This is a genomic window from Bradyrhizobium sp. USDA 4341 (assembly GCF_054063755.1).
In genome coordinates, this window is record NZ_JBSSGO010000002.1 from 5,990,418 (window position 1) to 6,015,318 (window position 24,901).

Annotated in this window: 20 protein-coding genes; 8 read left to right on the forward strand and 12 right to left on the reverse strand. The window is 64.6% G+C overall.

The features are described 5' to 3' along the window. Positions 1-15 precede the first annotated feature (15 nt). From ACVIGB_RS34495 to ACVIGB_RS34515, 5 genes are all read right to left on the reverse strand, one after another. The gene (locus tag ACVIGB_RS34495; protein WP_143046797.1) at positions 16-357 is read right to left on the reverse strand and encodes a hypothetical protein; all 342 of its coding nucleotides are present in this window, start codon (positions 355-357) and stop codon (positions 16-18) included. A gap of 36 nt (positions 358-393) precedes the next feature. Beyond that, on the reverse strand, positions 394-573 hold the full coding sequence (locus tag ACVIGB_RS34500; protein ID WP_092126523.1) for a hypothetical protein: 180 nt from the start codon (positions 571-573) through the stop codon (positions 394-396). A gap of 58 nt (positions 574-631) precedes the next feature. Next, positions 632-823, reverse strand: coding sequence for a hypothetical protein (locus tag ACVIGB_RS34505; RefSeq protein WP_029080476.1), 192 nt, complete (start codon positions 821-823; stop codon positions 632-634). A 174-nt stretch (positions 824-997) separates the two neighbouring features. Beyond that, complete coding sequence (locus tag ACVIGB_RS34510; RefSeq protein WP_456719308.1) at positions 998-3,457, reverse strand: S8 family serine peptidase; 2,460 nt, start codon at positions 3,455-3,457, stop codon at positions 998-1,000. 352 nt (positions 3,458-3,809) lie between these two features. Beyond that, the gene (locus tag ACVIGB_RS34515) at positions 3,810-4,484 is read right to left on the reverse strand and encodes a LuxR C-terminal-related transcriptional regulator (protein WP_456719307.1); all 675 of its coding nucleotides are present in this window, start codon (positions 4,482-4,484) and stop codon (positions 3,810-3,812) included. A gap of 436 nt (positions 4,485-4,920) precedes the next feature. Between ACVIGB_RS34515 and ACVIGB_RS34520 the strand changes: the two genes are divergently transcribed. After that, positions 4,921-5,682 (forward strand): S1 family peptidase, encoded by a 762-nt coding sequence (locus ACVIGB_RS34520; RefSeq protein ID WP_456719306.1) that lies wholly within the window; start codon positions 4,921-4,923, stop codon positions 5,680-5,682. A 191-nt stretch (positions 5,683-5,873) separates the two neighbouring features. Here ACVIGB_RS34520 and ACVIGB_RS34525 read toward each other — a convergent pair whose 3' ends face one another. The 3 genes from ACVIGB_RS34525 to ACVIGB_RS34535 form a co-directional block, all read right to left on the reverse strand. Continuing rightward, the gene (locus ACVIGB_RS34525; protein WP_456719305.1) at positions 5,874-8,096 is read right to left on the reverse strand and encodes an acetate--CoA ligase family protein; all 2,223 of its coding nucleotides are present in this window, start codon (positions 8,094-8,096) and stop codon (positions 5,874-5,876) included. 168 nt (positions 8,097-8,264) lie between these two features. Then, entirely contained in the window at positions 8,265-8,855 is a 591-nt protein-coding gene (locus ACVIGB_RS34530) for a class GN sortase (protein ID WP_456719304.1), read from the reverse strand. 200 nt (positions 8,856-9,055) lie between these two features. Next, positions 9,056-11,275, reverse strand: coding sequence for a marine proteobacterial sortase target protein (locus ACVIGB_RS34535; protein WP_456725009.1), 2,220 nt, complete (start codon positions 11,273-11,275; stop codon positions 9,056-9,058). A 252-nt stretch (positions 11,276-11,527) separates the two neighbouring features. On the opposite strand from ACVIGB_RS34535, the gene ACVIGB_RS34540 reads away from it, so the two are divergent. Continuing rightward, the gene (locus ACVIGB_RS34540) at positions 11,528-12,295 is read left to right on the forward strand and encodes a helix-turn-helix domain-containing protein (protein WP_456749389.1); all 768 of its coding nucleotides are present in this window, start codon (positions 11,528-11,530) and stop codon (positions 12,293-12,295) included. 278 nt (positions 12,296-12,573) lie between these two features. Here the strand turns inward: ACVIGB_RS34540 and ACVIGB_RS34545 are convergent, their stop codons facing one another. Beyond that, on the reverse strand, positions 12,574-13,794 hold the full coding sequence (locus tag ACVIGB_RS34545; RefSeq protein WP_456719303.1) for an ABC transporter substrate-binding protein: 1,221 nt from the start codon (positions 13,792-13,794) through the stop codon (positions 12,574-12,576). A 126-nt stretch (positions 13,795-13,920) separates the two neighbouring features. Next, positions 13,921-15,462, reverse strand: a complete 1,542-nt coding sequence (locus ACVIGB_RS34550) for an acyl-CoA synthetase (protein ID WP_456719302.1) — start codon at positions 15,460-15,462, stop codon at positions 13,921-13,923. A gap of 214 nt (positions 15,463-15,676) precedes the next feature. On the opposite strand from ACVIGB_RS34550, the gene ACVIGB_RS34555 reads away from it, so the two are divergent. Next, a complete protein-coding gene (locus ACVIGB_RS34555; RefSeq protein ID WP_456719301.1) occupies positions 15,677-16,813 on the forward strand; it encodes an acyl-CoA dehydrogenase family protein in 1,137 nt (378 codons plus the stop codon). Positions 16,814-16,869: 56 nt separating this feature from the next. On the opposite strand, the gene ACVIGB_RS34560 is transcribed toward ACVIGB_RS34555, so the two are convergent. Next, positions 16,870-17,967, reverse strand: a complete 1,098-nt coding sequence (locus ACVIGB_RS34560) for an ISAs1 family transposase (RefSeq protein WP_456718630.1) — start codon at positions 17,965-17,967, stop codon at positions 16,870-16,872. Positions 17,968-18,206: 239 nt separating this feature from the next. Here ACVIGB_RS34560 and ACVIGB_RS34565 point away from each other — a divergent pair, with 239 nt between their 5' ends. From ACVIGB_RS34565 to ACVIGB_RS34580, 4 genes are all read left to right on the forward strand, one after another. Then, on the forward strand, positions 18,207-19,364 hold the full coding sequence (locus ACVIGB_RS34565; RefSeq protein WP_456719300.1) for an acyl-CoA dehydrogenase family protein: 1,158 nt from the start codon (positions 18,207-18,209) through the stop codon (positions 19,362-19,364). Between the two features lie 50 nt (positions 19,365-19,414). Further along, positions 19,415-20,626 carry an acyl-CoA dehydrogenase family protein gene (locus tag ACVIGB_RS34570; RefSeq protein ID WP_456719299.1) on the forward strand — a complete coding sequence of 404 codons (1,212 nt, stop codon included), beginning with the start codon at positions 19,415-19,417 and terminating at the stop codon, positions 20,624-20,626. A gap of 94 nt (positions 20,627-20,720) precedes the next feature. Then, positions 20,721-21,377 (forward strand): glutathione S-transferase family protein, encoded by a 657-nt coding sequence (locus tag ACVIGB_RS34575; RefSeq protein WP_456719298.1) that lies wholly within the window; start codon positions 20,721-20,723, stop codon positions 21,375-21,377. 201 nt (positions 21,378-21,578) lie between these two features. Then, positions 21,579-22,400, forward strand: a complete 822-nt coding sequence (locus ACVIGB_RS34580; RefSeq protein ID WP_092122403.1) for a helix-turn-helix domain-containing protein — start codon at positions 21,579-21,581, stop codon at positions 22,398-22,400. Between the two features lie 137 nt (positions 22,401-22,537). On the opposite strand, the gene ACVIGB_RS34585 is transcribed toward ACVIGB_RS34580, so the two are convergent. Then, on the reverse strand, positions 22,538-23,761 hold the full coding sequence (locus ACVIGB_RS34585) for an ABC transporter substrate-binding protein (RefSeq protein ID WP_456719297.1): 1,224 nt from the start codon (positions 23,759-23,761) through the stop codon (positions 22,538-22,540). A gap of 215 nt (positions 23,762-23,976) precedes the next feature. On the opposite strand from ACVIGB_RS34585, the gene ACVIGB_RS34590 reads away from it, so the two are divergent. Then, positions 23,977-24,843 (forward strand): 3-keto-5-aminohexanoate cleavage protein, encoded by an 867-nt coding sequence (locus ACVIGB_RS34590; RefSeq protein ID WP_456719296.1) that lies wholly within the window; start codon positions 23,977-23,979, stop codon positions 24,841-24,843. Positions 24,844-24,901: the final 58 nt, after the last annotated feature.

A 24,901-nucleotide genomic window follows, 5' to 3' on the forward strand; every position in this document is an offset into this window, starting at 1 on the left:
AGTGCGCAGACCTGGTCACGGTCTGCGGGTCCAGTTTCGCGCCTGTCCGGAATAGACCTTGCTCGGCAACGCGCGGGCCGTGGGATCGAGCAGGATCTTCATCGCGGTGTTGAGCCGCTCCTCCGAACGCGGCGAGCCATCATGGCGCATCTGCTGCGGAGCACCGGGGCCCTGCGGCGGCGCCATGTAGGCCGACGTTGTCGGCGGGGCGGGCGTGGTGGCGATCTTCGGACGGGCGACAACGGCCGCCTCCAACGGGCGCCGCGCGTCGGCAAGGCTTGACGCTGCGGATGGTGTTTCCGCCGGCGGCGGAGAGGCGGCGCTGTCGGATCCGGATTTGCGGGGCGGTTTTGCCATGGCATCGGCTCCATAGGTTCGGTGATGACGACGACGTCAGGATTTGTCTTCGTCGGATGTGGTGCGTTTGGCGATGATCGGGTTGCGGTCGCTGATCGCGGCGAGCAGCGAGGCGTGGCTCACGACTGACGACACGACGATCTTTCCGGAGGGCTCGATCCGGCGACCGTTCTGCTGCTGTTGCTGTGGGCTCCTGGCGGTGGATTTCTGCATCATGTCGGCCTCCTCGAGGGCAGGGGTGGGGCCCGACAGCGCCGGGCCCCGAGTTTGGCGATCAGATGCCGAAGGCACCGAGGACGCCCGGCAGCGCCTGCACGGCCGTACCGAGGATGTCCTGCCAACCCTGCGGGTTGACCGACCCGTTGGTCGCCACTTCGGCAATCCGCTTCGGACCGCGCTCGATGCCCTCACACTGGATCGGGCTACGCACGCTGCCGAAGGTCTCAAAGTCGTTCCTTGCGTACATGTTCAGCTCCTTCTTTCGGTTTGAATTGACGGCAACTACGGGAGGTGGGCACCGACCGGGGCAGCCGTCGCTGGACGTCGCCCAGGGAATCGCTCATCGCGTCGATCCCCTGGACCACGTGACGCTAATTCGCGCCACGTTCTGATCTCCTCCGGACGCAGAGGAGCAATCGCGTCAATAGACCTGCCACTGCCGCAGCGGCCCGACCGCCACCGGCACCACGTCGCTCACGTCGATCGTGTACTGATAGACTTCGCGAGCCTGGGTCAGGACCTGCGTCGGGTTGAAGAAGCGGTAGGTCACGTCGTGGCAAATCGATTCCGGACGGCAGATGAGACTCTGGTCGACCTCGACGGTGTCGAGCCGCAAGCCCTTCTTGGCGACGTCGGTGAAGATCTTCCGCGTATTGTAGGCATTCATCGCCGAGTAGTTCAGCGCGCGATCCTGCGGCGAAAGACCGACATTGCGGAATTCGTTGTAGATCCGCTCGAGGAAGCCCTCGGCGCCGTCCGGCCAGGTGGTGGGGTCGGGCCCGAACAGCGTGTAGAGATCCCACTGGTAGAAGCCGCGCCAATCGGTCACCAGCGTCGGAACGACCGTGCCGTTGAGCAGTTTGGTCGTGTTGGTACTGTCGACCCAACCGGCCATCGAGACCCGCGCGACGCCGCCGCGCGGCGGGAATGCGGGGGGCGTGATCGGTCGTGCGTCAGCGCCGGCGGCAGCCGCATTCGCCAGCACCACGGTGCGGGTCGTCGCGGGATCGTCGTGCGAAACCTCCTGATGCCACAGCGCCAGGATCAGCGCGGCGAAGAACCCGAGACCGAACACGTCGAGCGGCTTGATCGCATAGATCGGGATCGAATCGATCGTCATCGTCCAGGTGATGGCGTCCGCATCCGGGAAGTTGTTGCCGGCGCCGGCCGGCGTCGCGGTCTCGCCTTCAGCCTGGTTCAACAGATAGCGCGCCATGATCGCCGGATTGTACGGCGCCGAGGTATCGCCGGAGTGATCGCGCTCCGGTCCGAACGCCGGATCGCCGCGTCCGATCAGGCTGTCGCGCCAGTTGGCGATCGCCTGCACGAAGTAGTCGAGGCGGGCTTCCTTGCCGAAATCGTAGAACAGACGGCCGATCGGGAAGGCGAGCTGACCGGTGGACTCGGCCGTAGCGCCCTGCGGACGCATGCCGCCGCCACAGCCGCAGTTCTTCTCGCTGGCTCGAACCGCGGGCGCTTCGTACATCGGCAGCGCCTGGGGCATTGCGACGGGAAGCGCATTGCTCGGCATCAGCGCGTGCAGCTGCTGCGGTTGCAGCCAGGTTTGCGGCATCATGCCGGCCGTTGGCATTGCCATCTGCGGCATCATCATCGGCGGCATCACCATCTGGGGTGCCGGTGCCGGCATCCAGACCATGTCGCCGCCCGCATGGGGGGCGTGATACGGATAAGGCGCGGGTGCGGCGATCGGCGCGGCGACGACGCCGTGATCAACCGGGACGGCCATGGCCGCAGGTGCCGCCGGCGCGGCGGGCTGCGCCTCGCTTGGCATGATCCCGGCGTTGCTTCGCAGGACCGAGCCGTCCGGCCCGAATATGCGCGGAGCCGATGGTGCAGACATTGCTGATAGATCTCCCATGGAACCCTCTCTGGTTGCAGTTGGCTGAGCGGCGGATGACGGTTGGACGAAAGGGCGCGCGGACACTCCCCAGAAGCGGGGAGGCGCGGCCGTGGCACCCGACGGCATGACGGCGTCCGCCTGCTCGCCAAGCAGGGCGGCGACAGCCGCGGGAATATCGAGCCGTCCGGCGAGACAGCGCGAGGCGCTGCCGTCGTTGCGGCAGGGCACCGCGCTTTCGAGCAGCGCGGCACGAACGGCTTGCGGATCGGCCTTGCGTCCGTTCTGGCGCAGGCATGAGAGCAGCAGCGCGACGACGCCTGTCACGATCGGCGCAGCGTAGCTCGTTCCGGAACGCAGGCTGACGTTGCGGACCGGCGAGGCGCCGGCGATGTTCTCGCCAGGCGCCAGGATGCCGTTCTCCAGATAGGCGTCGCCGAAATTGCTGAACGGCAGCGGGTTGCCGGCCAGATCGCACGCGCCGACTGCAAGCACCGAAGCGAGGCTGCCCGGCACCTGGACGCAGCGGCAGCCATCATTGCCGGCGGCGGCGACGATCAGCTTGCCGGCGCGCTCGCAGGCCCGCACCGCGTCGACCAGAATGCGATCGGCCTGCCCCGTCGCGGATTGCTGACCGCTGCTGATGTTGATGATGTCGGCGCCCACCGCCAGCGCCTGGTTGATCGCGAGCGCCAAGGTGCTTTGCGAGGACGGCTCGATCTGTCCGGCGGCATTCTCGCGATAGATCGAGAACACGGTTGCGCTGCAGTTCGGCGCGACGCCGAGCACCGGGCTGCCGGGCGTGCCCATCAGCACGCTCGTGACATGCGTGCCGTGCTCGGACTGGATGATCGATGAAGACGGCGCGACGAACTCGCCGCCCATGGCGACACGGGCCTGCCTGAGCGAGGGATGATTGAGATCGACGGGGCCGTCGATGATCGCGATCTTCACCGCGGGGTCGCCACCCGACGTTCTCTGCCACAAGGCAGCCAGACCAGCGATGTCGGCAACTGGATTCATGAAATCGATCCTGGCCGATCTGCTGCGAATTCGTGCAGCCGATCCGTCTTCCACGGCAATCTGCAATCGCGCAGCGAACGAAAAGAGCGGCATGTCGCTGCGTTGGTGCTGTTGTGGCAGGTGTGCCGCGAAAGGCCTATTCGCCGTGGTGGATCAGAAAGGATCGAGCCGATGATACGGATCGACCGATCCATGAGATCGATCCTGCGCCTCGAAAGATCGATCAAAGGGTTTAGTCGGGATCGGTCTCGCGGTGTGATGCGGCGCGCATGCGGGCAAAGCCGCGCCGCATCTGCGCACCAATGCGTGCGCGCGCTGCGGTCAGTCGAATACGGAATTCAGGTCGCTGGTGTCAGTCGAGCTCGCGGCGGCGATCGAGAGCCGGCGCAGATGATGCGAGCCACGGCGCTTCGCGGACCCGCCGCATCGCCTGCGCCCGGCGCGGCAGGCCGAGCTTTTGCAGCACGTGATGGACGTGATGCTTGACGGTTGCAAGACTGAGATTGAGATCGCGTGCGATTTCCTTGTTCGACATGCCCTGCCCGATGAGCTTGAGAACCTCGCCTTCGCGGCGCGTCAGTCCCTGGTCCGTATCGATCGTATCTGCCTGACGTTCCATGCAAAACAACGCGCGCAGCAATCCGCCGGAAATCTCGGCGCTGCAGGCAAGCCGCCCTGACGCCACGTCCGACAGTGCGCGGCACAGCTCGTCGAAGCTGGCATTCCGGGAAATGTAGCCGCTGAATCCGGCCCGGCCGCAGCGGACCACGTCGCGCCGGTCCTCGTTGAGGCCGAGCGCTACCAGCGCGATCTCCGCATGCTCGCTCGCAATCACACGCACCTCGTCGAGATCGATGCCCTGTGTGACGTCGATCAGAATGACACCCACACTGCCGGTCTCGAGGGTCGCACGCAGGCCGGCAAGATCGGCGACTGCCGTCTCGACGGCAAACTCGGCGTGGTTGTGGAAACTCGAGGCAAGCCCCTCGCTGAACAGCCTGATCGGCGTGACGACCGCGATCCTCATCATTATCCTCGAACTCAACGAAATGGCGGATGAAAAGCCGTCTCTATGTCAACGGCACCGGCATCCAGAAAGTCATGAAGGTAAGTATGCGGTATGCTGCCAGAGGTTGTATTATTATCAGGTCGAAACTACGGCCGCGATAGGCGCGTGATCAAGAGATACAGTTCACATTCGAACGTCGTGCCGGCAGCACGACGCAGGATACGATGTGATGGATATCGCGGCAAGGCGGCGAGACACAGCGCGTGCGCACCATGGGCTGCAGGAAATCTCGTGGCGACTTCAACGCCGTAGTGATCGACGTCTAGATATTTAGATAATTGACGCGTGCGGGCCCGGGTGCTCTGTACAAGATTGCGTGTTCTTCGGCCGAGTGTGAGCGACGCAATGCCGCGCCTCGGATGTGCTCAATACAGATGCAGATCAACAGGGTTCCATGACGAGCGTGATTCGAGCGACAGCCTTTCTGACCCTGTTGATGGCAACGCCGGCCTTCGCGATCGTCGGTGGTGGCGCGCCGTCGACCGATGGCGTCGCGCGCGCCGTCGTCACCATCGTCGGCTCGCGTGGCAATTTCTGCACCGGCGCGCTGATCGCGCCGAAGGTGGTGCTGACCGCGGCGCATTGCGTGCAGCCCGGTGCCGATTACAAGATCGTCGATTATGGGCCGGACCGGCAGCCGAAGCTGCAGGACGTCAAGACGGTTGCGATCCATCCCGGCTTTCGGATGCAGGCGATGACCAATCATGTGGCGACCGCCGATGTCGCGCTGCTGCAGCTTGCGGACCCAGCCGCGGGCAAGGCGCCGGCCGTGCTCGGTATGCCCAACATTCCGATCCAGGTCGGCGGCCGCTTCACCGTCGCAGGCGTCGGTGTCACCGTGCGCGGCGACGGCAAGAGCGGCGGCAGCATTCGCGTCGCCGGCCTGATCGCGAGCGGCAAGCCCGGCACGCTGCAGATCCGTCTGGTCGATCCGGTCGGGCAGGGCGTGCGCGACGGGCTCGGCGCCTGCACCGGCGATTCCGGTGCGCCGGTGTTCGAGGACAAGCCAGGCGGGCCTGTCATCGTCGGCGTGGTGAGCTGGTCCACCGGCCCGAACGGCGCAGCCGGTTGCGGCGGCATCACCGGGGTGACGCCGCTCACGCTCTATCGCGACTGGGTGACGCAGACCGCGCGCCAGTGGGGCGCGAGCTTTTAGCGTGCTGCGCTGCTCGGGCCGCTAACGCGCTCGGAGTTCCGTCATCCCCGCGCAAAGGCTTCGCCTTTGTCGCTGGAGGTGCGAGCGGAGCGAGCCTCGAAGGATGCACGGCCCGGCCGGTGGCCGATTCATTCTTCGAGACGCGCTACGCGCTCCTCAGGATGACGGAGAACGACAACGTGCGCTGACCCCTAATGCCCCGCCGCCTTGTTCGCGGCGGCGTTGTTCAGCACGATCAGGCCGTCGACCGCGACGCCGAGCTTGCTGTTGATCAGGAACGGATTGACGTCGATCGAGGCGATGCGGCCATTGGCGTCGGCCATCAGGTTGGAGAGCCCGACCAGCGCCTTCACCGCCGACGGCTCGTGCAGCGCGGGCTTGCCGCGATAGCCCTTCAGCTTGACCCCGGCCTTGGTCTTGGCGATCAGCTCTTTCGCCTCGGCGGCATCGAGCGGCGCGCCGGCAAGGGCGACGTCCTTCAGCAGCTCGATATCGACGCCGCCGGTGCCGAACAGCACCACGGGGCCCATCTCGGCATCGAGCGAAGCGCCGACCACGAGCTCGAGGTCGGCCTTGACCTGTTGCGCAATCAGGATGCCCTCGAGCTTCGGCTTGCCCTTCAGCTTCTTCACCCGCGCCGTGATGTCGTTGAACGCCTTCTTCACCTCGGCGGCGTTGGCAAGGTTCAGCACCACGCCGCCGATATCCGACTTGTGCAGGATATCGGGGCTGACAACTTTCGCGACCACCGGGAAGCCGATTGCCTTGGCGATTTTCACCGCCTCCGCCGCGGTCTGCGCGACGTCCTCCTTGGAGATCGGGATGCCATAGGCCTTGAGTAGCTGCTTCGAGGCAACCTCGTCGAGCGCGGCGGCGCCGTTGGCGGCCTTCAGCGTCTTCTCCAGCACCGCGCGCGCGGATGCCTTCGAGCTCGACACGATGTCGGGCACTTCCTTGCGCAGACCTGCGTACTCGATCAGCGACTTGATCGCGCCGACCGCGCGGTCGAGTCCTTGCATGACCGCGATATCGGGCAGCGACTTGCGTAGTCCCTTGGTGAATTCGGTGAAGCCGATCGACATCGCGCTGATATAGATCACCGGCTTGTTGGCCTGGCCCGCCATCTCGTTGACGATGCGCAGATTGCGCTCGCGCAGCTCATGCGGCGCCTTCGGCAGCTCGGCATCGATGATGACGATGTCGGTGTCGGGATCGTCGATCATGATCTTGATCGACTTCATGTAGACGGACGGATCGACCACCGCGGCAAAGCCGGCGTCGAGCGGATTGCCGACGATGCTGCCGGGGCCGAGCATCTTCGCCAGCTGCTCCGTCGCGTTCGGGCTCAGCGGTGCGAAATTCAGGCCGGCCGAATAGAACGCGTCGATCAGCAGCCCGCGCTTGCCGCCCGACAGCGACACCGCTGCGAGGCGGTTGCCCTTCGGCGGATCGGCATGCACGAAGCACTCGGTGGTCTCGATCAATTCATCCAGCCCGCGCACCCGGATCACGCCTTCGCGGGTCGAGATCGCATCGAAGGTCTCGATCGAGCCGGCGAGCGCGCCGGTATGCGCCATCGCGGCGGCGCGACCGCCTTCGGAGGAGCCGAGCTTGAGCGCGATCACCGGCTTGCCCGCGGCGCGCGCGGCCTTGCAGGCTTCGCGGAACACCTTTGTGTTCCTGACGCCTTCGAGATAGACCACGATGACGCGGATGCTCGGATCGGCAGCGAAATAGCTCATCAGGTCCGGGGTCTCGAGCCCGGATTCGTTGCCGGTCGTGACCATGTAGCCGACGCCGACGCCGCGATCCTCCAGCGCCTGGCGGATCGCCATCACGATCGCGCCGGATTGGCCGGCGATCGCGACCGCACCCGGCTCCATGGTGACGATGCGGTCGTCAATGTTGGTGAACAGGTTCTCGCCGGCGCTGAGATTGCCGAGGCAATTTGGACCGGTGACCGCAAGTCCGGTCTCCTTGATCGCCTGCTTCAGCTCGACCGCGAGCCGCTGGCTCTCCTCATCCTGCAGCTCGCTGAAGCCGGAGGTGACGATGGTCGCCGAGCGCGCGCCGGCGGCGGCCGCATCGCGGATCACCTGCACGGCAAAGCGGGCCGGCACCAGCACCAGCACATGGTCCGGCTTTTCGGGAAGGCTGGCGAAATCCTTGTAGCAGGTGACGCCCCAGATCGTTTCGCGCTTGGCGTTGATCGGAAACAGGCCGCCGGCATATTGGTATTTGATCAGATTGTTCCAGATCCGTTCGGCGTAGTTGCCGGGCTTGTCGGTGGCGCCCACCAGCACGATGTTGCGCGGGTGCAACATCGCATGGATGCTCTTGACGATGTCGCTGGCGTCAGCGGGCGGTACCCATTTGCGGGACGAATGTGACGCGGTGCCTGCGAAAGCTTCCATGGAGCCTGCCCTTATCCTTGTTCTACTTGTTTCCTCTGGCCCACGGCGGATCACCGCAGAACGCGATTTTTCATTGTTTTTATGGCTGATGGAAGGGGGTAGCAACTCACGCTGACGCAAGTCAGGCCATCGCTTGCAATATCCCGGCAGGCGCAAAATCGATGCGGATCAGGAACCTGAGTCGGATAGGCTCGAATCCGGGTCGATCATGGTCGCGTGCAACAGATAACGCTCGGGACCGGATGTCAGCGCGTCAAACGGCCAGCAGGTCGACAGCACCAGCTCATACCGGTTGGTGAGCGGATCGATGCCGGACTGGTCGAAGCGGACGACCGCGCTGCGATCGGCCCGGTAGCGAAAAATCTTGCCGTCGCTTCTCGTGACGTCGATCTCGTCGCCGATGATGACATCCTTCAGAAACCGGAAATGGGTGTCGCGATGCGCGGAATAGACCGCAACGCCCGGCTCGCCGGCATCGACGGTCTCTTCGACATGGCCGGGGCCGAACGCCAGCGCCTGGCCGCTGCTGCCGGCCAGCGCAATCGCGGAAGCATGCAGGCGCTTCACCTCGATCCGGGCGACCGGCCAGGTATCGGCCCAGCGCCACGGCTTCACGGAATGTCCGGTCGCGATGCTCTGTGCGAAAGCGCGCTCCAGCAGCACCTGCGCGAGCAGCGCCTTGGCTCGGATATAGGCGCCCTGGCCGAACAGGATCAGGCCGATGAGGGCGAAGGCGACTGGGAGGATGAAGCGGCGCATAGCTATCTTGCTCCCGTCATTGCGAGGAGCGAAGCGACGAAGCAATCCATCTTTCCCCGCGCGGTGACATGGATTGCTTCGCTTCGCTCGCAATGACGATTGGGAAAGAATGGCGCGCGCGGCCCATGGGGGACGGGTGGGAAGGCCGCGCGCGCTCTTGAAAGAGGAGGTCGGGGGGCACCTCCTCCTTTCATCCGACGTCAGTGGGACGACGTCTGACGCCGGTTGAACACCAAAAGCAGAAGGCTGACCGTGAGCAGGATCACGCCCGCGATCATCTTCAGTTCGGCATCGGTCGCGGTCTTCGGCAGCTGGATCGTGCCGGGACCTGGCGTCGCGACCGGTGACCGCTTCAGCGCGGCGAGCTGCAGCTTGCCGTCGCCGGCTTCAGCGCGGCGCTCGATCGGTGCAGCCGGCAGGCGCGGACGCTCACCGAATACCTTTGCGAAATCCCAGCCCGCGGGCAGGTTGAGCGGCAGTTCGGAAAGCCTGAGCGGCTCGCCTTCGGGACGGCTCGGCGTCTTGTCGACCGCAATGAGACTGGTCAGCCGCGTCACAAGCTGATGCTCCAGCGCCAGCGCAAGAATGGTCTTGTCGGCGTCCTCCGGGCTCGCCTGCCGCGTGGTGCGCGCGACCTCGGCGTCCGCGATCTTGCGGCGTGCCCATAGCTTTGAGAGGCCCTTGCCTTCGGCGGCATTCGCGAGCGGCAGCGTCACGCTCCACGGACGGTCGCCGATGCGGCCCTTGATCTCGACCGAGCCGGCAAGCTTGTCGAGCTTCGCGGCCAGCACCAGCGGCTCGTCGCGGTAGACGTCGGGCAGTGCCGACGGCGTCAGGTCGGCCGTCGCATTGGAGAACTTTGCGGACAGGCTCGTCACCGCGGGATTCTCCAGCTTGGCGAACAGGTCGCGCATCCGCTCGTCGACCTGCTCGACCGAACCGATAGAGGTGAAGGTGCCGCGGCCGAGCTCGGCGGCGCGCGTCATCAAATAGGTGTTCGGCGCCGAGCCGATGCCGACCATGAAGATGCGTGAGCGGCCGCGCAGCGCGCTGATGGTCTCGAACAATTGCTGCTCGTTGCCGATCGCGCCATCGGTCAGGAACACGACCTGGCGGACATGGTCGGCGTCGTCATGGTTGGTGTCGGAGAGTGCCGCGCGCATTGCCGGAACCATCTCGGTGCCGCCGCGCGCCTGCAACGCGCTGACGAACGACGTCGCGTTGCCGATATTGGCGTTGTTGGCCGCAACCGGCGCCGGGAACAGCGTGTCCATGGTGTCGTCGAAGCGGATCACGTTGAATCGGTCGGTCGGTTGCAGGCGGCCGAGCGCGTAGATGAGGCTCGCCTTGGCCTGGATGATCGAGGTGCCGCCCATCGAGCCGGAATTGTCGATCACAAAGATCACTTCGCGCGGCAGGGCCTTCTGTTGCGCCTGCTCGACCGATGGCGGGGTGACGAAGGCCAGCAGATAGTCGGAATTGCCGACATGCTCGCGGAACAGCCCGACCGACGGTGCTTTCTCGGCGGCCGGCTTCCAGCTCAGCTCGAAATCGCGATCGGCCGGCACCGGGCCCTCGGCGAGCTTGACGACGCGCGTGGTGCTGCCGGGGCTCTCGATCCTGACCTGGTGGAAATGGCTTTTCACCTCGCCGAGCGGAAAGCCGGCGTTGAGGTGCACGGTGATGTTGGTCGGATTGACCGGAGCATTCGTCGCGGGATCGAGCACCTCAGAGGCGATGCGATCGCGGTCTGGCACCGGATCGATTGACGTGGCGCCCCAGCCGCTGCCATCGGCGCGGAGGTCGACGCTCTGCACCACCGGGCGCGGATTGTAGCGCGGTCCGACCACCATCGGCACCCGCAGCGAGAATTCGTTGCCGTTCTGCTGCACCGGCTCCTGATACTCGATCTGCACCAGCACGGTTTCGCCGGGGCCGATATTGGCGACCGAGTTGGTGAAGATGTTCGGCCGTTCCTGCTCGGTGAGCGCGGCCTTCTGGCCATTGTGTTTGGCCTGTTCGTAGATGGCGCGGGCCTGCTGCCGCTCCTTGATGTCGCCGACCACGATGCGGTCGCCGACCACCATCTTCAGCGTGTCGACCGCGCCGCCGGCCGGCAGCGGATAGACATAGGTCGCTTCCACCCAGTCCTTGGTCGGATTACGAAAGATCTGCGTGACGCGGGCACGGACGGTCGGACCGGACACGGTAAGGTCGACATCGATGCCGAGCCTGGTTGCATCGGCATAGCCGTCGTCGGTCTTGAACAGCAGCGAGCCGGAGCGCGCATCTGATGGCCGCAGCGCCGCCTGTTGCGGCAACTCGGCCGACCACACCGGATCAAAGCTCACGAACAGCGCCGCAAAGCCGATCGCCAGCGCGGCGACGCCTTCCACCAGGAAGAACAGCGCAATGCGCATCCGGCGCGGCAGCCGGATCCGCGGGCTGCTCTCACATGCATCGTAAATCGTCATTTTCATCACTCCGAGCGAGACTTTCGCTGCTTCGCAATCATGGAGAGCGGCGGTTTTGGCGCGAGCAGAATGATCGGCAATGATTGGCCGCCGTCCGGCGCGGCCCGCCGCCGGCCGAGGCGGGTTTGTGCGGTTTTGTGATGGATTGTCCGGTCTGCTAGACTGCACAGATTGATGGGGAATCAGCGCAGGACCACGATGCCGACGCCGGACAAGCAGCTTTCAGCCGAGCAGAGCCAGCAGGTCGCGGAGACCATCCGGGAGGAAATCGCGCGTCGCCGCATCTCGCGGCAGACGCTGGCCGAGCAGGCGAAGCTCAGCCTTTCGACACTGGAGAAGGTGCTCGGCGGCCGCCGCCCGTTCACGCTGGCGACCACCGTGCGGCTCGAGCAGGCGCTCGGCGTTCCCCTGCAGCGCAAGCTGCCGGAGGCGATCACGGTGGCCGCGCCCGCCAATGGCGGGATCGCGCCCGACAGCCTCGGATCCTATTCGCGCCGCTCGGTGGCGCGGATCGAAGGGACTTACATCACGGTGCGCCCGTCGTTCGGCGAGCAGGGCGCGGTCTATGCCTATCGGACGGAGATCGCCTGGGACGATACGGCGTCATCGCTCGGCTTCCGCGAGGGCGAGCGGCAGGATGCCGATTACACCCAGTATGGCGAGGTGGCGGTGCCGAATGAATCGGGCTTTGTCTATCTCGTCACCAACAGACATGGCCAACACCGCGTGATCACGGTCTCGCGCCCGCGCAATTCCGGTGAGATGTACGGCATCATCACGACGCTGCTCGCCGGCCGCGGCTCGCTGCTGACGCCGGTCGCCGCGCCGATCGCGTTCCTGCCGGTGAAGAACGTGCCGAAGCCGAGCCTCGGCCGGGTGTCGGCCGACGATGCGAACTACGCCCTCTATCGCGAGCATCTGCGCCGCACGATCGACGAGCCGTTCGCGATTTTTTTGCCGGGATAGTCACCTGCCAGTTCCGTCATCCCCGCGCAAAGGCTTTGCCTTTGTGGCTGGAGGTGCGAGCTCTTGCGAGCCTCGAAGGATGCACGGCCACAGCCGGGCCGTCGACCCTTCGAGACGCGCGCAAGAGCGCGCTCGTCAGGGTGACGGTGAAAGAGACGCGCGCCACCCGCTTGCTTTGACCTCACGTCAGTTCGCTTTCGCGAACACCCGCATAACAACGAAGCCGCCCGGATGGGCGGCTTCGCGATACCTGATGCTCGCTGTTCGAGCGCGTTGCGCTAGCCGCCGGTCTCCGCGCTGATGATGTCGCCGAACAGCTCCCACTGTCCGTTCTTGAACTGCATCATCTTGAGCTGCTCGACCGGAGCGAAGTCGGTCGCGCTGGTGTTGATCCGGATGCCGGGGATCAGCGTGTCGGGCGTGAAATCCTTCAGGCTGGCGGCCTGCTTCATCACGTTCTCACGCGTCAAATTGTCACCGGCCTGCTTCAGCACCTGCACCATGGTCTGCGCCGCGGCGTAGCCATAGACCAGATTGGCGTCGGACAAATTGGCGCCCGGCATGTACTTCTCGGCGAACGCCATGAACTTCTTCATGCCCTCGTCATTCTTCCACTGCGGATCGGACGCGTCCTTGAGGTAGCCGGCCGACAGCACGCCTTCGCTGGCTTCGAACCCGGCGGGCTTCATGACCGCGCCGATCGAGATCGAGACGTCGGTCATCACGTGCATCGGCTTCCAGCCGAGCTCGGCGATTTTCTTGATCGCCTGCGCGGCGAATTTCGGCGTCGAGATGTTGACGAACACGTCGGCGCCGGTGTCCTTCAGCTTGACGATGTGGGAATCGATCGACGGCTCTGTCGTCTCGTAGCTTTCCTCGGCGACGATCTTGACGCTCGACTTGTCGAGCACCTCCTTGAGGCCGACCAGGTAGTCCTTGCCGAAATCGTCATTGGCATAGAAGATCACGACCTTGGCATCCGGTTTGGCCTTGAGGATGTACTTGCCGAAGATCCGCGCCTCAACGCGATAGCTCGGCTGGAAGCCCATCGTCCATGGGAAATCCTTCGGATCGTTCCACTTGCTGGCGCCGGTGGCGAGGAACAGCTGCGGCACCTTCTTGGCGTTGTGATACTTCTGCACCGCGGTCTGGGTTGGCGTGCCCAGCGCGTTGAACACAAGGAAGACCTCGTCGCTCTCGATCAGCTTGCGGATCTGCTCCACGGTCTTCGGCGGCGAGTAGCCGTCGTCATAGGAGATCCAGTTGATCTTGCGGCCGTTGATGCCGCCCTGATCGTTGATCATCTTGAAATAGGCTTCTTCGGTCTTGCCGATGACGCCGTAGGCGGAGGCGGGACCGCTATAGGCCTCGACATTGCCGATCTTGATCTCGGTGTCGGAGGCGCCGGTGTCATACTTCTTTTGTGCAAAGGCGGCCTGGGTGGAGAGCAGGCAGAGCGCGGCGGCGGCGGCCAGCAGCGACAATTTTGTGGTTTTCATAAAGGCAATTTCCTCGATTGAGTCTGGTTGGGGACTTACGCAACGAACCCGCAGCCGGTCCCGGCAGACGGTTGCGGGGCAATTCTTGTCACTGCGAAATCCGGAACGCGCGAGGCGCGTTTCAGATCACGCCGCAGTATCAGTCGGCTTCGGCTGGCTGAATTGCTGCCGGAGCGTCGGCTTATGAATTTTGCCTGTCGCATTCCGCGGCAGGGCATCGATGAATTCGATCAGGCGCGGGCACTTGAACCGCGCCAGATTGGCCTGGCAATGCGCGTGGATCTCGGCCGGCGTCAGCGTATGGCCCGGCTTCACCGCGATCACGGCCATCCCGACCTCGCCCCATTGCTCGTTCGGGATGCCGATCACGGCGGCCTCGGCCACGGCTGCCAATTGATGCAGCACGCTCTCGACCTCGGCCGGATAGACGTTCTCGCCGCCGGAGATGTACATGTCCTTCCAGCGGTCGACGATGTAGTAGAAGCCTTCCTCGTCGATCCGCGTGGCGTCGCCGGTGTGCAGCCAGCCGTCGGTGAAGGAGGAGGCGTTGGCGTCCGGCCGGTTCCAGTAGCCCGGCGTGATGTTCGGGCCCTTGACCCAGAGTTCGCCGAGCTCGCCGACTGCGGCATCGCTGCCGTCGGGCCGCACGATCCTGACCTCGGTGTGCAGCACGGGCTTGCCGGACGAGCCGGCCTTGCGCGCGGCATCCTCGCGGTCGAGCACCATCACCGCCGGCGAGGTCTCGGTCATACCGTAGCCCTGCTGCAGCGCGACGCCGCGCGCCTCCCAGGTTTTCAGCAGCGGCACCGGCATCGGCGCGCCGCCGACGCCGCCGATCATCAGGCGGCTGAAATCCACTGATGCGAAGGCCGGATGCTGCGACATGAACTGATAGATCGCGGGCACGCCGAAGAAGACGTTGATGCCCTGCAAGGGATCGCCGATCAGCTTGAGCGCCTCGCCGGGATCGAACGCGCGCATGATCAGCACCGTGCCGCCGGCATGCAGCACCGGGTTGGTGTAGCAATTCAGCCCGCCGGTGTGGAACAGCGGCAGCACGGTCAGCAGCACCGAGGCCGGCGAGATGTAGGCGGGGCCGCCGAGATTGACGCAATTCCAGAACGTCATCCCGTGCGTGATGATCGCGCCCTTGGGCTGGCCCGTGGTGCCCGAGGTGTACATGATGGTCGAGATGTCATCGAGCGTGGCCTCCTCGAACCGTTCGAGCGGTTTCGCCGCCGCGATGCCGGCCTCATAGGCACCGCCGGGTCCGAGCCGCACCGTCGACGCGACATCGCACAGTCTTGCGACCGCAAGCGCGGTCTCGGCAAGCTCGTCGTCATGGATCATCACCTTGGGCGAGGCGTCGCCGGTGATGTAGCGCAGCTCGGGAACGGTGAGGCGGGTGTTGAGCGGCAGGAAGACCGCCCCGACCCGGAAGCAGGCGAACTGCACCTCCAGCGTATCGGTGGTGTTCAGCGCCAGCACCGCGACCCGGTCGCCACTGGCGACCATGAGGGTGTCGCGCAGATAGCCCGCGAGCCGCGATACGCGGGCGTCGAGCTCCGCATAGCTGAAGCGGCGACCGCTTGCGAGATCGACAAGCGCCATCTTGTCCGGCGTGCGCCGGCGATGATGCGCGATCCAGTCGTAATAACGAACCGGCAAATGTCCCTCCTCTGGAACGGCAGTCTTGCGCCGCCTGTTCCTGGCTCAATTGATGCCATGAATTGGCAGTGGAGGGGCGTATCGGGATACTGTCTTGCGTTTAGTGGCTGGCGGGAGGCCAGATGGAAACCCGATCCGGCGAACAGCCACTCGACGCAAGTGAACAGGGAAAAATCCGGACATCGTCGGAGGCGGGAATCAACGGAGCACGCGGATGGCAAACCCGTTCTACACCGGCGAGCATGAGGCCTTTCGCGAGGTGATGCGGCGCTTTGTGGCCAAGGAAATCGAGCCTTATGCCCATCAATGGGACGAAGAGGGCGAGTTTCCCCGTGCGCTCTATGCCAAGGCGTCCGAAATCGGGCTGCTCGGCCTCGGTTTCCCGGAAGAATATGGCGGGATCGCCGCCGACCAGTTCATGAAGATCGTGGCCTCGCAGGAGCTGGCGCGCGCCGGCGCCGGCGGCGTCTCCGCGAGCCTGATGAGCCACACCATCGGCTCACCGCCGATCGCCCGCGCCGCGCGGCCCGAGGTGAAGGCGCGGGTGCTGCCGGAGGTGCTTGCGGGCAAGAAGATCTCAGCGCTGGCGATCACCGAGCCGAGCGGCGGCTCCGATGTCGCGAATTTGCGGACCAAGGCGCGGCGCGACGGCGACCATTACGTCGTCTCCGGCGAGAAGACCTTCATCACCTCGGGCATGCGCGCCGACTATCTGACGGTCGCGGTGCGCACCGGCGGCGAGGGGCCGGGCGGCGTCAGCCTGCTCCTGATCGAGGGCAATACGCCGGGCCTCTCCCGCACCAAGCTGAAGAAGATGGGCTGGTGGGCGTCCGATACGGCCACCTTGCATTTCGACGAATGCCGCGTGCCGGTCGAGAACCTGATCGGCGAGGAGGGCCAGGGCTTCAAGATCGTCATGCAGAACTTCAACAGCGAGCGCATGGGCATGGCGGCGGGCTGCACCGCCTATGCACGCGTCTGCCTCGACGAGGCGGTCGCCTATGCCAAGGAACGCAAGACGTTCGGCAAGCCGATCGCCCAGCACCAGGTGATCAGGCACAAGATCGTCGACATGGCGCAGAAGGTCGCGGCCTCGCAGGCGATGCTGGAAATGCTAGCGTGGCGGCTCGGCCAGGGCGAAAGCCCGGTCGCCGAGATCTGCATGATGAAGAACCAGGCGACGCAGACCATGGCGCATTGTGCCTCCGAGGCGGTGCAGATCTTCGGCGGCGCCGGCTTCATGCGCGGCATCAAGGTCGAGCGCATCTACCGCGAGGTCAAGGTCAACGCGATCGGCGGCGGCACCGAGGAGATCATGAAGGATCTCGCGTCACGGCAGATGGGATTGTGATCGAGGCAGCAGGCGACGCTATGCGTGAGGAAACACCCTCCCCCTGAAAGGCAGGGCTATCGCATGTGGCCGAGGAGTTCGAAGAGGAATGCATCGTTCCATCCGGCGCGCTTGAGCTTGCCGCGCAGGGAGACTGTCGTGTCCGGGTGGGCTTGGGCGACGTTGAGAGCCAGACGCCTGAGCACGGCCAGGTTGGCCGGTCCGTTGCCCTTGCGATTGCGGGCAAGGTCCTCGTCGAGGGTGACGTCGAGCGGCCAGTGCAGGCGATTTTCGATGCCCCAATGAGCACGGACGATGCGCAGGACCTCTTTGCGGCTGTAGGGGCGGCTCATCAGGAAGTAGCGCTCGACCGTGTCGTCCTGTCCCCGCTTGCTGGTGATGCGGGCGACAGCTTTGAGGCCCGGAAAGTCGTACTTCTTGGCCATGCCAGGAACCGATGCGACCAGCGCCACACGCTTCTCGTTGCGTCCATGTTCCGCATCGATGGTGGTCAGCGAGGTCTTGCCCTTGCGTTTGACGGCGCGGATTGCGGCTTTGGCATCCTCCAACAGAGCGGGCTGGTTCGCCTTCACCGCCAGCACGTAGTCACCGCCCCGTGCCACAATCGCTTCGGCCATCCCGCGGTGGCAATGCAGGGCATCGGCCGTGACCACGCAGCCCTTGAGTTGCAGAAGCGCAAGCAACTGCAGGGCACCGTCGGCTTCGTTGTTGTTCGGCGCCAGCACATTGGCGAGCGCCATGCGCGTCTGCTCCGCCCAGGCGGTCACCATCACCGGCGGCATGTGGCTCCTGCCGCGTTCGTAACCCCGCCGCAACGCCTTGCCGTCGAGCGCGATCACCCCGCGCGGCCGCTTGATCTTCGCGCCTTGCGCAAAGGCCGTCATAAAACGCCGGAACGCGACCTCGAACGCCTTCGGATCGAGCATCCGGAATACCCGGCTGAACGTGTCGTGGCTCGGCAGGCCATTCTTGAGCTCCAGCACATCCTGCCAAAGATAGGCCTTCATCCGGGCAAACAGCGCCATGTCGGTGCAACTCGTCGCCCCGCACAGCGTCGCCATCAGTGCGATGAACAAGATCTCGGTCAGGTCATGCAGCGCGTTGTCGGCCCGCGGGTCGGGCAAATCTTCAAAGCACTCGGCAAATCGTTGCATCGGCCGCTCCCTCTAGATCAGGAGCGACCTTCAGAATCTCTTTCTCCCGATTTGGCAACTACTTGCAGCCGCGCACGTGCGATTCCCCTGCCCTGAAAGGGGGAGGGCAGGGTGGGGGTCAAGCCGCAAGTCCGACTGGCAGTGTGACCCCCACCCGGCCCGCTCGGCGTCGCCGAGCGCGCCGACCTCCCCCTTTCAGGGGGAGGTGAAAGAAACGACGAGGAAACGCGAGACCAACAATGCTCTTCACCGCCGACCACGACGAACCGCGCCGGCTCTTGCAGAAATTCATCGCGGCCGAGATCAATCCCCATGTCGATGAATGGGAGAAGGCCGACATCTTCCCGGCGCACGAGCTGTTCAAGAAACTCGGCAATCTCGGCTTCCTCGGCCTCAACAAGCCGGTCGAATATGGTGGGCAGGGGCTGGATTATTCCTACGCGCTGATGATGGCCGAGGAGCTCGGGGCCATCACCTGCGGCGGCGTGCCGATGGCGATCGGGGTGCAGACCGACATGGCGACGCCCGCGCTGGCGCGGTTCGGCTCCGACGAGGTGCGGCGCGAATTCCTGGTGCCGGCGATTGCAGGCGACCAGGTCGCCTGCATCGGCGTCTCCGAGCCCGGCGCCGGCTCCGACGTCGCCTCGATCAAGACCAGCGCGCGCTCCGATGGCGACGACTACGTCATCAATGGCGGCAAGATGTGGATCACCAACGGCACCCAGGCCGACTGGATCTGCCTGCTCGCCAACACCAGCGACGGCCAGGTCCATCGCAACAAGTCGCTGATCTGCGTGCCGATGAAGACCAAGGGCGTGCAGGTCGCGCGCAAGCTCGACAAGCTCGGCATGCGCTCCTCCGACACCGCGCAGATATTCTTCGACAATGTCCGGGTGCCGAAGCGCAACCGGATCGGCGAGGAAGGACAGGGCTTCACCTACCAGATGATCCAGTTCCAGGAGGAGCGGCTGTGGGGTGCGGCCGCCTGCCTGAAGGCGCATGAATTCATCATCAACGAGACCATCGACTACACCCGCAACCGCAAGGCGTTCGGCGGCTCGATCCTCGACAACCAGGTGGTGCACTTCAAGCTCGCAGAGATGCAGACCGAGGTCGAGCTGCTGCGCTCGCTGATCTATCGTGCCGGCGAGGCGTTGGTCGCGGGCGAAGACGTGACGCGGCTTGCGACCATGGCGAAATTGAAGGCCGGCCGGCTCGGCCGCGAGCTCACCGATGCCTGCCTGCAATATTGGGGCGGCATGGGTTTTACCAACGAGACTCCGGTCAGCCGCGCCTATCGCGACAGCCGCCTGACCTCGATCGGCGGCGGCGCCGACGAGGTGATGCTGATGGTGTTGTGCAAGATGATGGGCACGCTGCCCGGGATGAAGAAATAGCGCGAAGCCGGTCCGACGGATCGCATCGCCGCGCAGAGATGGAGGCCGCTATGTTCTTTCAGGAGAGCCAGAAAGTTATCGAGCTGAAGCATCGGCTTCAGTCGTTCATGGATCGCCATGTCTGTCCGAACGAGGCCCGGTTCTACCGCGAGGCGGAAGAGCTCGGCCCGTGGAAGGTCTATCCTGTCGTTGAGGAGCTGAAACCGAAAGCCAGGGACGAGGGGCTCTGGAATCTGTTCCTGCCCGAGAGCGAGCACGGCGCAGGTCTCTCCAATCTCGAATATGCGCCGCTGTGCGAGATCATGGGACGGTCGCACCTTGCACCCGAACTCTTCAACTGCTCGGCGCCTGATACCGGTAACATGGAGGTGCTGGCGCGCTACGGCACAAGGGAGCATCAGGAGCGATGGCTGAAGCCGCTGCTCGCGGGCGAGATACGGTCCTGCTTCGCGATGACCGAGCCGGCCGTTGCATCAAGCGATGCAACCAATATCGAGAGTTCGATCGCGCGCGACGGCGATGACTACGTCATCAACGGTCGCAAATGGTACACCACCAATGCCACCGATCCGCGCTGCAAGGTCTGCATCTTCATGGGCAAGACCGATCCCAATAATCCGGACCGGCATCGCCAGCAGTCGATGATCCTGGTGCCGATGGATGCGCCCGGGATCGAGGTGCTGCGCCCGCTGCCGGTGTTCGGCTTCTACGGCGTGCCGGACCGCGCCTCGGAGGTCGCGTTCACCAATGTCCGGGTGCCCGCAAGCAACATGCTGCTCGGCGAGGGCCGCGGCTTCGAGATCGCGCAGGGCCGCCTCGGCCCGGGCCGCATTCATCACTGCATGCGGCTGATCGGACTCGCCGAGCGCACGCTGGAGAAGATGTGCATCAGGACCAGGAGCCGGATCGCGTTCGGCAAGCCGGTCGCGGAGCAGACCGTTACGCAAGAGCGGATCGCGGAATCGCGCATCATGATCGAGCAGGCGCGACTCTTGACGCTCAACGCGGCCCACATGATGGACACGGTCGGCAACAGGGTGGCCAAGGCCGAGATCGCCATGATCAAGGTCGCGGTGCCCAACATGGCCTGCCAGGTCATCGACTGGGCGATCCAGGCGCATGGCGGCGGCGGTACCAGCAACGATTTCGGGCTCGCGGCGGCCTACGCGACGGCCCGGCTGCTGCGTCTCGCCGACGGTCCGGACGAGGTCCATCGCAACCAGATCGCGCGGCTCGAGCTGCGCAAATACGGCAATGCCTGAACCGGAAACGTGCGCGATGAATGCACCGCGCACGACAATGTTGCAGTCACCTCGCCGGCGCTCCATGGTGGCGGCGGAACATGGGAAACGCCTGATGATCACGCTCTATCACTGCGATGCCGCGCGCTCGTTCCGTCCGCTGTGGATGCTGGAGGAGCTCGGGCTGCCCTATGAGCTGAAGATGCTGCCGTTCCCGCCGCGCGTGTTCGCCAAGGAATATCTCGGCATCAATCCGCTCGGCACCATCCCGTTCATGGTCGATGGCGAGACCAGGATGACGGAGTCCTCGGGCATCTGCCATTATCTCGGCACCAAATATGGCCCAACGCCGTTGATCGTAGGCCCCGACGAGCCGGCCTATGGTGCGTTCCTGAACTGGATGTATTTTTCCGACGCGACGCTGACCTTTCCGCAGACACTGGTGCTTCGCTACAGCCAGCTCGAGCCGGAGGAGCGGCGCAACCCGCAGGTCGCGGGCGATTATGCAAAATGGTTCCTGGGCCGCCTGCGCGCGGTGGAGGCCGCTGCCGCGAATTCTGAATTCCTCTGCGCGGAACGCTTCACGGCCGCCGACATTGCCAACGGCTATGCGCTCCGGCTCGCCAGCAACATCGGCCTCGCCAAGGATTTCGGGCCGAATGTCGCGGCCTATTGGGCGCGACTGCAGCAGCGCGAAGGTTACAAGCGCGCGGTGGCGTCGGAGCAAAAAGCCGGGCAGGAACAGAACGTTGCGCCGCGAGCGCGGCCGTAAATTCCCCGTCGGGGCAATGCACAGCATTGAACCCCAATACTCAATTGCGCATTGGGGAACCTAGAGATCCCATAATGCGCAATTGCGCATTGGGGTTCGATGCGTCGCATCGCCCCGGAATGACGACGTATCGCTTTTGCGAATTTGCGCTATGGTAGCTCTGCCGCAGCGGCCCAAAGAGCCGCGCGAGGAGGAACCGCCATGGACGCGATCGTGGACGCGAAGTGCCAAAAGTCCGGCCAGCAGTCCGGCCACCGGATGTTGATCACGCCGGAACGGGTGTTCTATGCGGGGCTGCTCGGCCGCCCGCGCGAACGCTGTCCCGGCGCATTCCATGTCTATGTCGCGATCCGCGACGGCTTGCATCTGTCGACCAGCGAAGGCCGCGAATCCCACGGCGAGCTCGCGGTGACGATGCCGAACCTGCGCCACACCATCACCAGCGAATATCGATCCGCGATCTGCGTTGCGATCGAGCCGGAGAGCGTGCCTGATGGCACGCTCGAAGCCGTCGCCCGCCGCCTGCAAGGACCCGACTCTCACTTGTTCGCGAACCGGATTCGCAACGCTTATGCGACGCTTGCCGAGATGCAGCATCGCGACGCGATCGCGAATGCCGAGTTCGACACCATGTGCTTCGGCGACGCGCTGCCGCAGCGTGTGCTCGATCCGCGGGTCGTGCGCGCGATCGGCCGCATCGGGCAGTTCTCCGGCGAGCCGGTGACCGCGGCCGGCTGCGCCACCGAGGCCGGGCTATCGCCCTCGCGCTTCCTGCATCTGTTCAAGGAGGAGACCGGAATATCGTTCCGCTCCTTCCGCGCCTGGAAGCGCGCGCGGCATCTGCTGCATTTCGCCAACCAGGACATCAATCTCGCGCATCTCGCGCAGGATATCGGCTATCCCGATAGCACGCATTTCAGCCACTCGATCCGCCGCTTCTATGGCTTGAAGCCGCGCGCGATCTTCTCCGGCTCGCGGGATCTCGCGATCTACCGCACCGGGCAGGAGCGCGCGCTGACATAGCGTCGTCCCGGCGAAGGCCGGGACCCATAACCACAGCCGGTTATTGTTTCAAAAGGCCTCTGCCATCCCGCATCACGGATAGATCACGCGGTATGGGTCCCGGCTTTCGCCGGGACGACACTTGGGATTCTCCTGCGCTAGAGATTCGCGCCCTGGATCACCTCGCCGAACCGCAGCCAGCCGGGCCCTTCGATCCGTTGCAGTTGAAGCTGCTGCAGCGGGTGGTGATTGGTCGGGCTGGTGTTGACGCGAATGCCGGGCAACAGCGTCGGCACTTCGACATCCCTGAGATTGTTGGCCTGCGCCATGATGTTGTCGCGGGTGAAATTGCCCTTGCACTGCTCGAGCACGATCTTCAGCACCTGCGCCACCGTGTAGGCATAGAGGCTGTAGCCTTCCTTCGGATTGCCATCGGGGAAGTACTTCGCCATGAAGGCGAGGAAATCCTTCACGCCGGGGTCGTTGGCCCATGCCGGGTCGGCGACGTCCTTCACATAGGCCGACGAGATCGTGCCCTGCGACTTGTCGAGGCCGACCGGCGCAATGGTCGAGGAGATCGAGGCCGCGCCGCTCGCGATGAAATGCATCGGCTTCCAGCCGAGCTCATAGATCTTGCGGATCGACTGCGCGCAGAATTTTGCCGTGGTGCCCGAGATCAGCACATCGGGATTGGCGCCGCGCAGCGCGACGATCTGGGAATCAATCGTGGGATCGGTGACCTCGTGCGAGGCCACCACGGCCGATGTCGCGAACCGCTCGCCAAGCACATCCTTGGTGCCGGCGACGAAATCCTTGCCGAGATCATCGTTCTGGTAGAGCACCGCGAATTTCGCGTTCTTGTTCTGGCTCAGCGCATATTTGACGAACACCTGCGCCTCGGTCCGCGCACTCGGCGCAAAGCCCATGGTCCAGGGATAGGTCTTGTAGTCGCCCCATTTGTCGCCGTTCACCGACAGGAACAGGTGCGGCACCTTGGCGGCGTTGATGTATTTGACGACCGACGAGTTCGGCGCGGTGCCGAGCATGTTGAACAGGAAGGCGACATTGTCGCTTTCGATCAGGCGCCGCACCTGCTCGACCGTCTTCGCCGGATTGAACGCGTCATCGTAATAGATGTATTTGATCTGCCGGCCGGCGATGCCGCCCCGCTCGTTCAGCATCTTGAAATAGGCTTCCTGGCAGCGCGCCTGCACGCCGAGCGCCGACACCGGGCCGCTCAGCGAGGTGGTGCTGCCGATCCTGATCTCGGTCGCGGTGACGCCGGGCGTGTCTTCGGCAAGCGACGGCCTGAGGCCCGCGACCGCGGCAAGCCCCGCGCCTGCGGCGCCGGTGAGCCATCTGCGCCGGTTGATCGAGACCATGATTTTCTCCCCGTGATGCCGGCTTGTTGCGCCGCTTCCGCTTTGCAAGCAAGGCTACGCGCCGCGTGGCGGTCGCGTCTTGTGTTAACCGGCTGACGGCGGATTCCGTCGTGCGCGCATCCGCTTAGCCAGTCAACGCAAGATGGCGCACAGACAAATTTCTCATCATGGGAAAACCAGCCGCGCAGGTGCGCCGCAACCCGGACGAGAGACCCATGAGCGACAAGGCCGTCATCACCTGCGCGCTGAACGGCGTGCTTACCGACCCGAAGCAGCACAATGTTCCGGTGACGCCGGAAGAGATGGCGCGTGAGGCCAAGGCCGCGTTCAACGCCGGCGCCAGTATCATGCACATCCATTTGCGCCAGCAGGAGCCGAACAAGGGCCATCTGCCGTCGTGGGAGGTCGGCGTCAGCAAGGATATCCAGCAGGCGATCCGTGAGGCCTGCCCCGGCGTGATCATCAATCACACCACCGGCACCTCGGGTCCGAATTACCAGGGCGCGCTCGACTGCGTGCGCGAGACAAAACCCGAGATCGCGGCCTGTAATGCCGGCTCGCTGAACTATCTCAAGGTCAAGGCCGATAACACCTGGGCCTGGCCGCCGATGATGTTCGATAACGCGGTCGAGAAGGTGCAGGATTATCTCGACGTGATGAAGGCGGCCGGCACGATTCCCGAATTCGAGTGCTTCGATGTCGGCATCGTGCGCTGTGTCGGCATGTACCGGCAGACCGGCATGTATTCCGGCCCGCTCGAATACAATTTCGTCATGGGCGTCGCCTCGGGCATGCCGGCCGATCCGGAGCTGTTACCGATCCTGCTCAAGCTGAAGGCGCCGGATGCGCATTGGCAGGTCACCGCGATCGGCCGCGCCGAGATCTGGCCGCTGCACCAGCGCGCCGCCGATCTCGGCGGCCATCTCCGCAGCGGCCTGGAAGATACGTTCCATCTGGGCGACGGCACCAAGGTGACGTCGAACGGGCAGCTCGTCGAAGGGCTCGCCGCCTGTGCGCGGCGCGCCGGCCGCGAGATCGCGAGCCCGGCCGAGGCGCGGCAGATCTTTGGGGTCAGGCACTGAGGCCACGCCAACCGTCATTGCGAGCGTAGCGAAGCAATCCATCTTGCCACTCGAAGAT